Source organism: Nonomuraea sp. NPDC048892 (assembly GCF_040649735.1).
GTDB classification, from domain to species: Bacteria; Actinomycetota; Actinomycetes; order Streptosporangiales; family Streptosporangiaceae; genus Nonomuraea; species Nonomuraea maheshkhaliensis.
In genome coordinates this window covers 156,563-169,064 of the sequence record NZ_JBEZFZ010000008.1, presented here as the reverse complement: position 1 = coordinate 169,064, position 12,502 = coordinate 156,563, and the positions used below count along the sequence as shown (strand labels likewise).

At 72.2% G+C, this 12,502-nt stretch carries 12 protein-coding genes; 4 read left to right on the top strand and 8 right to left on the bottom strand.

The genetic code is table 11. The annotated features are described in order from the left end of the window. Positions 1–2 precede the first annotated feature (2 nt). The 6 genes from AB0C28_RS27310 to AB0C28_RS27285 all read right to left on the bottom strand — a co-directional run bounded on the left by AB0C28_RS27310 (position 3) and on the right by AB0C28_RS27285 (position 6,763). Entirely contained in the window at positions 3–1,064 is a 1,062-nt protein-coding gene (locus tag AB0C28_RS27310; protein ID WP_358078365.1) for an ADP-ribosylglycohydrolase family protein, read from the bottom strand. Then, complete coding sequence (locus AB0C28_RS27305; RefSeq protein ID WP_358078362.1) at positions 1,061–2,362, bottom strand: sugar ABC transporter substrate-binding protein; 1,302 nt, start codon at positions 2,360–2,362, stop codon at positions 1,061–1,063. The genes AB0C28_RS27310 and AB0C28_RS27305 overlap by 4 nt, the downstream gene beginning before the upstream one ends. Before the next feature lie 10 nt (positions 2,363–2,372). Beyond that, complete coding sequence (locus AB0C28_RS27300) at positions 2,373–3,191, bottom strand: carbohydrate ABC transporter permease (protein WP_358078360.1); 819 nt, start codon at positions 3,189–3,191, stop codon at positions 2,373–2,375. Further along, positions 3,188–4,102 carry a sugar ABC transporter permease gene (locus AB0C28_RS27295; protein WP_358078357.1) on the bottom strand — a complete coding sequence of 305 codons (915 nt, stop codon included), beginning with the start codon at positions 4,100–4,102 and terminating at the stop codon, positions 3,188–3,190. Before AB0C28_RS27295 ends, AB0C28_RS27300 begins: the two co-directional genes overlap by 4 nt. Next, the gene (locus AB0C28_RS27290) at positions 4,099–5,172 is read right to left on the bottom strand and encodes a LacI family DNA-binding transcriptional regulator (protein WP_358078354.1); all 1,074 of its coding nucleotides are present in this window, start codon (positions 5,170–5,172) and stop codon (positions 4,099–4,101) included. The genes AB0C28_RS27295 and AB0C28_RS27290 overlap by 4 nt, the downstream gene beginning before the upstream one ends. A 265-nt stretch (positions 5,173–5,437) precedes the next feature. Continuing rightward, on the bottom strand, positions 5,438–6,763 hold the full coding sequence (locus AB0C28_RS27285) for an MFS transporter (RefSeq protein ID WP_358078351.1): 1,326 nt from the start codon (positions 6,761–6,763) through the stop codon (positions 5,438–5,440). Positions 6,764–6,785: 22 nt separating this feature from the next. Here AB0C28_RS27285 and AB0C28_RS27280 point away from each other — a divergent pair, with 22 nt between their 5' ends. The 3 genes from AB0C28_RS27280 (at position 6,786) to mihF (ending at position 8,994) form a co-directional block, all read left to right on the top strand. Continuing rightward, a complete protein-coding gene (locus tag AB0C28_RS27280) occupies positions 6,786–8,072 on the top strand; it encodes an ROK family transcriptional regulator (RefSeq protein ID WP_358078348.1) in 1,287 nt (428 codons plus the stop codon). Positions 8,073–8,180: 108 nt separating this feature from the next. Next, on the top strand, positions 8,181–8,585 hold the full coding sequence (locus AB0C28_RS27275; protein ID WP_357850681.1) for a heme-binding protein: 405 nt from the start codon (positions 8,181–8,183) through the stop codon (positions 8,583–8,585). A 103-nt stretch (positions 8,586–8,688) separates the two neighbouring features. Beyond that, complete coding sequence (mihF, locus tag AB0C28_RS27270) at positions 8,689–8,994, top strand: integration host factor, actinobacterial type (protein WP_043641121.1); 306 nt, start codon at positions 8,689–8,691, stop codon at positions 8,992–8,994. A 158-nt stretch (positions 8,995–9,152) separates the two neighbouring features. Here the strand turns inward: mihF and AB0C28_RS27265 are convergent, their stop codons facing one another. Together AB0C28_RS27265 and AB0C28_RS27260 are read right to left on the bottom strand one after the other, a co-directional pair. Further along, positions 9,153–9,800, bottom strand: a complete 648-nt coding sequence (locus AB0C28_RS27265) for a response regulator transcription factor (RefSeq protein ID WP_357850678.1) — start codon at positions 9,798–9,800, stop codon at positions 9,153–9,155. Next, positions 9,791–11,038 (bottom strand): sensor domain-containing protein, encoded by a 1,248-nt coding sequence (locus AB0C28_RS27260; protein ID WP_357850675.1) that lies wholly within the window; start codon positions 11,036–11,038, stop codon positions 9,791–9,793. Before AB0C28_RS27260 ends, AB0C28_RS27265 begins: the two co-directional genes overlap by 10 nt. Positions 11,039–11,222: 184 nt before the next feature. Between AB0C28_RS27260 and AB0C28_RS27255 the strand changes: the two genes are divergently transcribed. Next, complete coding sequence (locus AB0C28_RS27255; protein ID WP_357850673.1) at positions 11,223–12,497, top strand: acyltransferase; 1,275 nt, start codon at positions 11,223–11,225, stop codon at positions 12,495–12,497. Positions 12,498–12,502: the final 5 nt, after the last annotated feature.

The window sequence follows — 12,502 nt, the reverse complement described above, 5'->3', positions numbered from 1 at the left end:
TTCTACAGTCCTTCCGCCAGTTCGTCGGCGACGTCCAGCACGTGTCTTCCGGCCACGACGGGCAGGCATTTGCCCGTCACCGGCCCGATCCTGGCGGCCCAGCGGGCGGGCACGCCGCGCTCTCCCCGCGCGGCCCCGGCCATCGCTCCCGCGATGGCGCCGATCGTGTCGGCGTCCCTGCCCAGGCTCACCCCGAACGTCACCGACGCCTCCACCTGGCCGTCTCCCGCCAGGAAGGCGGCCAGGGCCAGCGCCACGGCCTCGGGCGCGACGTCGGTCCACGGGTAGTGCCGGACGACGACGGCCCGGTGCAACGCCTCGACGAGCTCCATGCCGTCCGGGCCCGGCTCGCCGGGGTCCGAGCCGTTGAGGTCCGCGTCGCCGTGCTCCGGGCCGCCAACGTCTCGGTCGCCTGCGTCTCGATCGGCCGAGTCCGGGAAGGCCGCGAGGACCTCACGTACCCGTACGACATTCCTGGCCGTCCACGAGTCCGCCGGGATCACCGACAGCGCCGCGGAGACCACCTCGTCCGGCGTGGCCCCGCCCATCGCGGCGGCCACCGCCCCGGCGACCGCCCGGCCGCCGAGTATGCCCTCGCCCGACCCGCTGACCAGCCCGTCCTGCTCCACCAGCCGCGCCGCCTCCGCTGGATCGCCCGGGCAGAAGATCCCGTACGGCGCCGCGCGCATCGCCAGCCCGTCCGACCAGCCGTGCGCGTGCACGAGCCCGGTCAGCGGGGGCTCCAGCCCCCGGCGAAGCGCTTCGACGGTGCCCAGCTCGGAGAACCCGGCTCCGCGCATGGGCCCGGCCACCCGGGGGATGATCTCCGCCCGGTACGCGGCCGCCACATCCTGCGCGCTCAGGCCGTGCCCGTGGCGGACGAGGAGGGAGGCCGCGTAGATCGCGTATTCGGTGTCGTCGGTGCCGCCGCCCTCGATTTCGGTGAGCCGTCCCCACCGCCGCCGGATCTCGGCCGGCGTGAGGTTCTCGGCCGGGGCCCCGAGGGCGTCGCCGGCCGCCAGGCCGAGCAGGCACCCCCGGGCCCTGTCCCGCAAGGAAGTCACCGCTGGTACCGCTCCAGCACCTTGTTGCCGTCCTCGACGAGCTTGCTCGCCGCCTGGTCGAGGGTGATCTTGTCGGCGAAGTACTCCTGCAGCGCGGGCGTGGCGACCTTGGTCTTCCACTCGTCGAACCCGTTCACCTTCAGGAACGGCGCCACGACGAGGTCTTTGGCGGAGGCGGTGGCCACGTCCCAGCCGTTCTCCTTGGTGGTCATGGCCGGGTCGGCGGCGGCCTTCTGGGAGGTCGGCAGCAGCCAGTCGCCCTTGGCGAGCTTGGCCTGGTTGGTGCCGTTCAGGAAGAACGAGATGAACTTCAGCGCCTCGTCCGGGTGCTTACTCTCCTGCGCGACCGACAGCGTCTGCGAGACCGCGCCCTGCTGGGCGCTGGTGCCCTTGGGCGCGGGCAGCGTCACCCACTCGAACCCGTCGGGCGCCTGCTCGGCGACCTGCTGGCGCAGATAGACGCCGGCCGGCAGCAGCGCGAACTTGCCCTTGTAGAAGGCGGGCAGCGGGTCCGCGGTGCCCTGGCCGAGCGCGGCCGGGTCGGCGGACTTGTCCTTGTAGAGCTGGTCGTGGATGCGCTGGAGCACCTCGCGCTCCTCGGGGCCGACCTTGACGGTGGTCTTGCCGCCGGCGGTCTGGAAGAAGGTGCCGCCGAAGTTGAGCGCCAGGTTGAGCGTCTTGTTGACCGGCGACTTCATCGGCCAGGCCACGCCGAACGTGCCGCCCTTGGTCATCTTCTTGGCCGCCGCGGAGAACTCGTCCCACGTCCACGGCTCGCCCGGGGCCGGGACGCGCACGCCGGACTCGTCGAGCAGCTTCTTGTTGGCGATGATGACCTGCGACTCCTGGAGGAACGGCACGCCGTACACGCCCTGCTCGCCCTTGCCGCCGTCGAAGGTGACGGTGTCCCAGGCGGCCTGCGGGATGTCGCTCTTCAGCTCGGCGGGCAGCTTGTCGCTCAGGTCGAGCAGGTAGCCGTCGGAGGCGAAGCCGGCCAGCGCGGGCGAGTCGTTGTGGATGACGTCGGGCGCGGTGCCGCCGGCGAACTGGGTGACGAGCTGGTCGTTGACGTTGTCCCAGCTGCCCTGGACGTAGGTGACCTGGATGCCGGGGTTGGCCTTGTTCCACTCGTCCACGATCTGCTTGTTCGCGGCGACGGACTCCTTCTGCCAGGCCAGGCTGAGGAAGTCGAGCTTGACGGGCGCGCCGGGCGAGGACGACGACTCGCCGCCGCCCCCGCCGCACGCGGCGGCGAGCGTGAGGACGGCCACCGCCGCCAGAGCGGACTTGATTCGCATATGAGGCCTCCTAGCCCTTCACGGCGCCGGCCATCAGGCCGGACTTCAGGCGCCGCTGGATGATTGCGAAGAAGATCAGGCTGGGGATCGTCGCCATGAGCGACGCCGCGGCCAGCGGCCCGAGCCTGGCCACCCCCTCGGGGCCGGTGAACCTCACCAGCGTGAGCGGGAGTGTCATGACGTCGGGGTCCTGCAAGATCACGAGTGCGAACATGAACTCGTTCCAGGACGAGATGAACGAGAACAGCAGCGTGGCCACCACGCCCGGCGCGAGCAGCGGGGCGACCACGCTCACGATCGCCCGCACCCGGCTCGCACCGTCCACCGACGCGGCCTCCTCAAGCTCGGGCGGCACGGCGCGGACGTACCCCTGCAACATCCACAGCGCGAACGGCAGCGTGAACGTCACGTGCACCAGCACCAGGCCCGGCAGCGTGTTCACCAGGTCCAGGTCCCGCAGGATCATGAAGAGCGGGATGATGATCAGGATGAACGGGAACACCTGGCTGACCAGCACCCATCCGATCGCGATCTTGTTGACCAGCCCTCGGTAGCGCGCCATGGCGTAGGAGGCGGGCAGCGAGATGACCACGGTGATCACGCTGGCGAACAGCGCCACCACCAGGCTGCGCGTCGCCGCCCCGACCAGGTCCTGCTCCCCGAACGCGTCGGAGAAGTTGGCCAGCGTGGGCTCGCCCGGGATCCACGTGGGCTCCGTCAGCGCCATCTCCTGGGGCGTCTTCAGCGCCGTGGACAGCAGCCACAGCAGCGGGAACGCCAGGAAGACGACGTACGCGACCAGCGCCACGTACTGTGAAACGCGTTTCACCTGACCTCCCTCATCTGCCGCCACAGGTACAGCCCGAGCACCGCGAGCACGACGATCGCCATGGCGAGGCCGAGCATCGAGGCGTAACCGGCCATGCGGTAGCGGAACGCCTCCTCGTACGCGAACAGCATCGGCAGCCGCGTGCGCCCTCCCGGGCCGCCCTGGGTGAGCACGTAGACCAGCCCGAACTGGTTGATGTTCCACACGAAGTCGAGCGAGGTGATCGCCACGATGATCGGCCTGAGCTGCGGCAGCGTGATGCTCCAGAAGCGCCGCCATGAGCCCGCGCCGTCCATCTCGCCGGCCTCGTAGAGCTCTTTGGGCACGTTCTGCAGGCCCGCGAGCAGCACGACCGTGGTCTGCGGCATGCCAGCCCAGACGCCCACCACGATGATCGCGGGCAGGGCTAGCGAGAAGTCGGCCAGCCAGTTGACGTGCGTGCCGAGCAGGTCGTTCAGCATGCCGGCGTCGGGGTGGTAGACGAGCTTCCACATCAGGCCGATGACCACGGGCGGCATCGCCCACGGCACCACCGACAGCACCCGGGCCACGGCCCGGCCGCGCAGCTTCTCGTTGAGCAGCAGCGCCAGGCCGAGCGCGGCGACGAACTGCAGCACGGTCACCGAGACGGACCAGATCGCGCCGATCCGGAACGAGGACCAGAACTCGTCGTCGGCCAGCAGCGCGGTGAAGTTCTCCAGGCCCACGAACTCGGTCTGGTGGACGCGGGTGTTGCGGGCGTCGGTGAAGGCCAGGCCGATGCCGTACAGCAGCGGGCCCATGCTGAACAGCAGCACCGGCACCATCGCCGGCAGCATCAGCAGCCACATCTCCCGCGTCTGGCGCGAGGGGCCTCGGCGCCTGGCGGGCGACCGCCGGGGCGGCGCCGCTCTCGTCTCGGTCGCGGTCACGCCCCGCCCTCCTTCCCGCCCGCGTGCATTTCGCCCGTGTACTTTCCGTCTGTGTACTTTCCGTACGCCGGGCCCGCCGTCGAGGCCCGGACCGCGAGGCGGGGCGGCACGGTGACCACCCGGGGATCGCTCTCGCCGCCCTGGAGCCGTTCGAGCAGCAGCTCGGCGGCGGCCTTGCCGCGTTCGGCCGACCCGAGCGAGACGCTGGTCAGCGACGGCCAGGAGGCCGCAGCGAGGTCGGTGTCGTCCATGCCGACCACCGCCACGTCTTCGGGCACCCGCCGGCCCGCGGCCCGCAGCACGTCGAGCGCGCCGAGCGCGATCAGGTCGTTGGCGCACATCAGCGCGTCGATGTCGGGCCGGGCGGCGAGCAGCTCGGCCACAGCGCGGGCCCCGTCGGCGCGGTAGAAGTCGCCGATCCGGACGAGGTCCTCGTCGTAGGGCAGGTCCAGGTCTCCCAGCGCCTCCCGGTACGCGGCGCCGCGGGCGGCGCCGGGCACGGTGTCCAGCGGGCCGTTGACCAGGGCGATGCGGCGGCGGCCGAGCGCGTGGAGGTGGTCGAGCGCCAGCCTGACGCCGGTGCGCGAGTCGGCCCGTACGTTGTCGACGCGGGTGCCGTCGGGCACCGAGCCGATGATCACGACCGGCGCCCTGGCCGTGGCCAGCATCCGCAGATGAGCCTCGGTGACCCGCAGCGGGACCATGATCAGCCCGTCCACGTAGCGCTCGCCCAGGCTGTGCAGCACGGCGATCTCGTCCTCCACGACGGCGTCGGTCGAGTGGAGCACGAGCCGGTATCCGGCGGCCTTCAGCACCGGCTGGATCTGGCGCAGCATGGCCAGGTAGGCGGGGTTGCCGACGTCGGCCATGGCGAAGGCGACCTGGTGGGTGCGGCGCGACTTGAGCGACCTGGCCACGGCGTTGCGCACGTAGCCGAGCTCGTCCGCGGCGGCCATCACCTTGCGCACGGTCTCCTGCCTGGTCGGCAGGCCGTTCAGGACCCGCGATACGGAGGCGATCGAGACACCGGCGCGCTCGGCGATCGTGTTGATCGTGGGTCCGTCGGCCAAGGCTGTCCTTCCATCGTGCGTAAACGTTTACGGCCATCCGCCTGTAAACGTTTACCGTGTGGAGGACATGAAACCTGGATGTAACTTGCAGGTCAAGTCACGATCACATAACACCAGGTCAGCGGCCTTGAGCACAAATCCGTCACGTCCGGCCGCGCGCGGGCCGGACATGACGGACGTATTGCGCCGGCGCCCTCACCTCAAGCGGCCCGCGAAGCGGACCGCGCGGATATGACGGGACATGGCGGACATGGCGGGACGAGGATCAGTCGCGGGCGGGTTCGGGCTCCGGCTCGTACCCGCGCTCCCCCGCCGGACCGGCCCCGTCCCCGTTGGCAGCGCCGGGGGCGGCTCCGCCGGCGGCACTGGGGGCGGCGTTCTGGACAGGGGATGCCGAGAGGCGGAGCAGGGCGCGGATGGCCGGGGAGCCGGTGAGCGTCACCACCGCCGCGAGCACCGCCGGGATGAACAAGGCCACCGGCAGCGACGTCGCCTCGGCCACGTACCCGAGCACGGCCGGCCCCAGCAGCAGCCCGCTGTACCCGAACGCCGTCACCATCGCCAGCGCCCGCCCGACCCGGCCCCCGGCCGCGCCGACCGCGCTGAACAGCACCGGCACCACCGTGGCCAGCCCGACGCCGGCCAGCGCCCACCCGGTCCAGGCGCACGCGACCCGTACGGCCTCCCCCGTGAGCGGCGAGACGAGCACGAGGACGTATCCGGCGGTGGCGAAGAGCCCGGCGAGCTGGATGGTCCGCACGGAGCCGAGCCTGCCCCTGATCGGGTCGCCCAGCAGCCGCACGGCCGTCATGGCGACGGAGAAGATCGTGTACGCCAGCGGCGCCATCTCCGGATCGACCTCCAGCACCCAGCGGGCGTGCAGCGCGCTCCAGTCGATGGCCGCCCCTTCACTGAGGTGCCCGGCGAAGGCGGCCACCCCGAGCAGCGCGATCAGCCCCCAGCGCAGCGACTCCCCGGGCGCGTCCGGGGAACCGGAAGAGCCGGCCGCCGAGCCGTCCCCCGGCGTGCCGGGCAGCAGCAGCCGCGCGGCCGGCAGGTACAGGAACGGCACCACGATCGCCGCCGTGATCAGCAGCACCTGCGGGTCCGCCCCGGCGTCCAGCGCGAGAGCGGTGATCCCGCCGCCGGTGGCGCCGCCGAGGCTCCAGGTGCCGTGGAAGGCGGAGATGATCGGCCGCCGGTAGACGCGTTCAACCTCGACGGAATGGGCGTTCATCCCGATCTCGGTCACGCCGAGTCCCACGCCGAAGAGCACGGCCAGAACCGCCAGCATCCAGTACGAGGACGCCAGCGCCGGCCCGAGCAGCACCAGGCCGGAGAAGGGCCCGGCGATCCAGCACACCCGGCGGCTCGACCACCGGTCCACCAGCGGTCCGGCCACCAGCATCGACGCCAGCGCCCCGCCGGAGATCAGCAGCAGAACGCTGCCGAGCCTGGCGGGGCCGAGGTCGAGCCGTTCGTTCAGCGACGGCAGCCCGGCCGCCCACAAACCCATGACAAGACCGGCGAGAAAGAAGAATCCGAAAACTCCGACACGTGCCCGTTGTGCTTCAGTGAGACTTTTGTTCACGGCTAGAGCATAAACTGTCCTCGTGAATGGAGCTACGACGAGTGGCGAGCTTCGCGCGCACAACCGGGTCAGGCTGCTGCGCGCCGTGCACGACTCCGGTGCCGTGCGCACCAGGTCCCAGCTCACCCGCGATCTGCGGCTGGCCAGGGGCACGGCCTCGGTGCTGGTGGCCGGCCTCGCCGAGGCCGGCCTGCTGCACGAGGAGCCGGCCCCCGGGCACGCGCGGGGCCGACCGACGCTGGTGCCTGGGCCGCATCCGGACGGGCCGGTCGCGCTGGCCGCCGACGTGCGCGAGGACGCTTGGGAGCTGGCGGCGTGCGAGCTGGGCGGCCGGGTCACGGTGCTAGACGTACGGCCGCACGACGGCACGCCCCAGGGCACACTGGGGCCGCTGGGCGAGGCCGTGGCGGAGCACCGGCGGCGGCTCGGCCACCGCGTCGTCGGCGTCGGGGTGGCCCTGGCCGGCCCGATCCGCCACGGCGGCCTGGTCGACATCGCCCACCTGGGCTGGCGCTCTGTGGACGTCCCCGCATTGCTGAACCTGCCCGGCACGCCCACCGGACCCGGCACGCCCGCCACCCACCCTGGCGGGCCCTTCGACCAGCCCGACATGCCCGTGATCGGCAACGACACCGTCCTGGCCGCACTGGCGGAGGCGCGGCGCGGACACCTGTGTGACGTCCGGGTGGGCCTGCACCTGCACGTGGACTTCGACCTGGGCGGCGTGCTGGTCGTGGACGGCCGGCCGGTCGCCGGGGCGAGCGGCGCCGGCGCCGAGTTCGGCCACATGCCGCTGTCCGGCAACGACCGCCCCTGCCCCTGCGGCGCCACCGGCTGCTGGGGCATGGACGTCGGCGCGAACGCCCTGCTGCGCCACGCCGGCCTGGCCCACGGCGGCGGCAGGGGACGCGAGCAGGCCGAGCGGGTGCTGGCGACGGGCGGGGAGGCGGTGGAGGCCAACGCCAGGGCCCTGGGACGCGGCGTGGCGGCCCTGGTGAACGCGCACGACCCGGAGGTGGTGACGCTGTCAGGCCACGGCGTGGAACTGCTTGAGCGGGCCGGACAGGCCCTCATGGCGGCCTGCGAGCCCGGCCTGATGGCGATCCGCCGCGACCGGCCGCCGCGGATCGAGGGCTCGGCCCTCGGCTGGCGCGGCGCGCTCCTGGGTGCGATGGAGTCGGTCTTCGACAGCTTCCTCACACCCGAGGGGCTGGAACTCTGGCGCAAAAACCACCCTGACCAGGCTCGCGACACGCCCGACCGACAAAGTGTGACGTATTCCACCCTGGACCGGCATAAGCCACTGTGAGCCCACGGCTGCGCACCCGCATAGGCGATCTTGCACGGGCCCGGCCGGCACGGGTACGCATGGGGAGGGCCAAGGCGCGAAAGAATCATGATCCGAGGGGCGAACCGCGTGAATCTCGAACTCGCGCTCCGCATGACGGAGGCGGCCGTCAAGCAGGCGTACCGCGAGGGCGCCCGGATCTCCGTGGCGATCGTGGACGACGGGGGAAATCTGGTGTCGTTCCAGCGTATGGACGGTGCGGAGATCTCCGGGCCCGTCCTCGCGCGGGGCAAGGCGTACACGTCGGTGGCCCTGCGCAGGCCCACCTCCGAGCTGTCCCCGCTGACCGCGGCGGACGGCGAGCTCGCGGGCCTGGCCGGAGCGGGTTTCGTCTGCTTCGGCGGCGGCCTGCCGCTCTGGTCGGGCTACGGTGAGACGGGACGCGTGGTCGGTGGCATAGGGGTCAGCGGAGGCACGGTCGCGCAGGACGTGGCGTGCGCGGAAGCGGGCGCATCAGCGTGGTCCGGACGCTGACCACGCACTTTCCGCAACACGAACCGCTGGTATCCGCCATGATTAGCCACTGCACCACGGGTAACAGAACCCGAACGCTCAACTCCCCGAGGAGAGAACAGAGATGGCACTTCCCACTCTCACCCCCGAGCAGCGTCAGGCGGCTCTGGCCAAGGCCGCCGAGGCCCGTGCCGCGCGCACGGCGCTGCTGGCGAAGGTCAAGGCCGGCGAGCTGACGTTCGCCCAGCTGCTCGAGCGCGACGACGACATCGCGAAGAAGATCAAGGTGTCGCAGGCGCTCCGCGCCGTCAAGGGCGTCGGTCCGGCCAAGGCCACCGCGCTGATGGAGGAGGCGGGCGTCGACGAGAAGCGCCGCCTCGGCGGCCTGGGCGCCCAGCAGCGCAAGAAGCTGGTCGACGCGCTCGGGTAGAACCCCGAGCGGCCAGGTCCGCGCGTAGCGGCGCGCGGACCGGCCAGCGACCCTCTCACTGGCAGGAGGGACCGGCGGGCGGAGCCGCCCCGCTCGGCCGGCGGGCCAGGCCCGGGAGGGTTCGCGTGAACGTCAGGTCAGGGCGGCCGGGAACGGGATCACGAACGCAGGTAGGTCAGGACGGCGAGCACCCGGCGATGCTGGTCACTGTCCTCCGCGTAGAGGCCGAGCTTGCTGAAGATGCTTCTGATGTGCTTCTCCACGGCCCCGTCGCTGATCACGAGCTGCCGCCCGATGGCCGGATTCGACTTCCCCTCGGCCATCAGGCCGAGCACCTCGCGTTCGCGCGGCGTGAGCTCGGCCAGCGGGTCGTCCTTGCGTCTGCGCACCATCAACTGCGACACCACCTGAGGATCGAAGACGGTTCCACCGGCGGCCACCCGCCGCAGGCCCTCCAGGAACTCCTCCACGTCGACGACCCGGTCCTTCAGCAGGTAGCCGACCGCGCCACGGGCGTCGGCCAGCAGGTCGTCGGCATAGGAGACCTCGACGTACTGGGAGAGGATCAGCACCGGCGCGCCGGGCACCCGGCGCCTGGCCTCGACCGCCGCCTTGAGCCCCTCGTCGGTGAACGAGGGCGGCATGCGTACGTCCACCACCGAGACGTCCGGCCTGTGCTCGGCGACCGCGGCGACGAGCGCGTCACCGTCACCGACCGTGGCCACCACCTCGCAGCCGAACTCCTCCAGCAATCTGACCAGGCCCTCCCTGATCAGAACAGCGTCATCGGCCACGACTACCCGCACGGCACCTCCGCCACGATCATCGTGGGCCCGCCGTCGGGCGACTGCACGGTCAGCTCCCCGTCGACGGCGCGGAGCCGGTCGGCCAGCCCGGCGAGCCCATGTCCTTTGGCGACGTGCGCGCCGCCGACCCCATCATCCCCGATCGTCAGCATGAGCACGTCATCGATGCGGATGAGCTGGACGGTGCAGATGGTGGCGCGGCTGTGCTTGGCCACGTTGGTCAGGGTCTCGGCGCAGACGAAGTAGACGGCGTTCTCGACGGCGGCCTGGTAGCGCTCGACGGTCTGCACGTCGAGGTCGACGGGGACCGTGCAGCGGCCAGCGAGTGCGGCCAGCGCGGGCGCGAGGCCGCGGTCGGACAGGATCGGCGGGGCGATGCCGCGCGAGAGCGCACGCAGCTCGTCGAGCGTCTCGCGGGTGGCGCCGATCGCGGCGCTGAGCGTGGCCCGCGCCGCCTCGGGATCCTTGGCCAGTTGCCGCTGCGCCCTGGACAGCTCCATGGCCAGCGACACCAGCCGCTGCTGCGGCCCGTCGTGGATGTCGCGCTCCAGCTTGCGCAGCGCGTTGGCCTCGGCGGAGACGGCGGCGGCGCGGCCCTGGGCCAGGTCGTCGATGCGCTCCTGCAGCTCGGCCACGCCGGTCAGCAGGGCCCGGCCGAGGCCTGAGCGCAGCAGCGCGGCGCCGCGGACCACGAACGGCATGAGCAGCGTGAAGACCAGGCCGACCGAGACGTAGAAGAGCACGTTGATGCCGTAGGAGTCGCCCAGGCCGAGCAGCTCGGGCAGCTCGGTGTTGCCGGGGATGCGGGAGGTGATGAGGCCGTACAGGGGATAGGTGAGCCCGGAGATGGGGATCGCCCAGAACACCACCGTGAGCACGAAAGCGATGATCGCGAACGGCAGGTTGAGTATGCCGTGCAGCAGGTCGAGCCAGGACTGCCCGCTGGTCAGCGGGTTGACGAGGCGGCGGAAGCGGCCGGCGCCGGGCGGCGCGGGCTTGTAGCGCGGCCGTACGGGCGGCCTGCGCAGCACGTCGGAGAGCCAGCCGCGCTCGGCGTCGGCGAAGCCCCGCGCCACCAGCAGCGTGCCGGCCAGCAGCGGCACGCCGATCCACACGACCGCCGTGCCCACCCCTGCCGCGAATCCCGCGATCATGAGCACGAAGCCGATGAGAGTGGTCGGGAAACCGACCAGCGTGTAGCGGGTGTCGAGAAGGACACGCCTCGTCAGGGAGCGCATGGCCACCACCGTATGCCGGGCCGCTCGCGCGGACGAGCGGGTGCGCCGGTGTATGGGGGTAGGGCCAGCCCTACCCGGGCCGGTGGTGCGATCTCGACCCCAGGACGGCGGCTCGCGGCAATGTGCGCGAGCGCCCTGGACGGGAGCCTTGAGCCATCCGCTCCCCCAGGAATCGAGGCTCCCCATGACCGCCCTGCTGGACCGCCCCACTGCCGCGCCCGCGAGGCCGCGCGGCCCGGCGGACGCGCGCCCGGCGGGCCGCGACCCCTTCATCGACCTGCTGCGGGTGGCCGGGATGGCGCTCATCGTGCTGCAGCACTGGACGATCCCGGTGCTGACGTACGAGGGCGGGCGGCTGACGACGGGCAACGCGCTGTCGACGCCCGGGGTGTGGGTGGTGACGTGGATCAGCCAGGTGATGCCGCTGGTGTTCTTCGCGGGCGGGGCGGCGAACGCCATCAGCTTCGGCCGTTCGTCGAAGCCCGCTCCCCTGTGGCTGGCGATCCGGCTGCGGCGCCTGGCCTGGCCGCTGCTGCCGCTGGCCGCGGTGTGGATCCCGCTGCCGCACGTGCTGCTCAGCCTGGGGGTGCCCGCGCAGCCGCTCGGGGTGGGCGCGCAGCTGACGGGCCAGCTGCTGTGGTTCCTGGCCGTCTACCTGATCGCCGTCACGGTCACGCCGTACGCGCTGCGCCTGCACGAGCGGCACGGCTGGCGCGTGCCCGTCCTGCTGTCGGCCGGGGCGGTGCTGACGGACGTGGTGCGCTTCTCCTCCGGGATCGACGCCCTGGGCTATGTGAACGTGCTGTTCGTCTGGCTGGCCGTGCACCAGCTCGGCTTCTTCTACGCCGGCGGCCGGCTGCGGCACCCGTGGCTGCTCGCCGCAGGCGGTTTCGGGGCGGCGGCGCTGCTGGTGGCCCACGGCCCCTACCCGGGCAGCATGATCGGCCTGCCGGGCGCGGAGGTGTCCAACATGGCGCCGCCCACGCTGGCCATGCTCGCCGTCGGCCTCGGCCAGATCGGCCTGGCCGCGCTGCTGCGCCCGGTGCTGGTACGGCTGGCGCCGGCCCGCCTGCTGGACTGGGCGAGCCCGCGCATCATGACGGTGTACCTGTGGCACATGCCGGCCCTGTTCGCGGTGACCGGGGTCGTGGTGGTGCTGCTGGGCGTGGACACGCCGCGGCCGGGCAGCGTGCTGTGGTTCCTCGGCTGGCCGATCTGGTTCGGGCTGCTCTGCCTGGTGCTGTGGCCGCTGCTGAAGGGGTTCGCCAGGTTCGAGACGCCGCCCGCGCTGCCGTTCGGCGCGGGCGGCTGGCGGGGCGCGCTCACGGCGGCCGGACTGGTCGGCGCGGGGGTGCTGACGCTGACCGTGGGCGGTTTCGCGCCCGGCGGCGGCCCGTTCCTGGCGGTCTTCGCCCTCCTCGGCGGCCTGCTGCTGACCGTGCCCCGCGCCCGCGCCTGACGGCT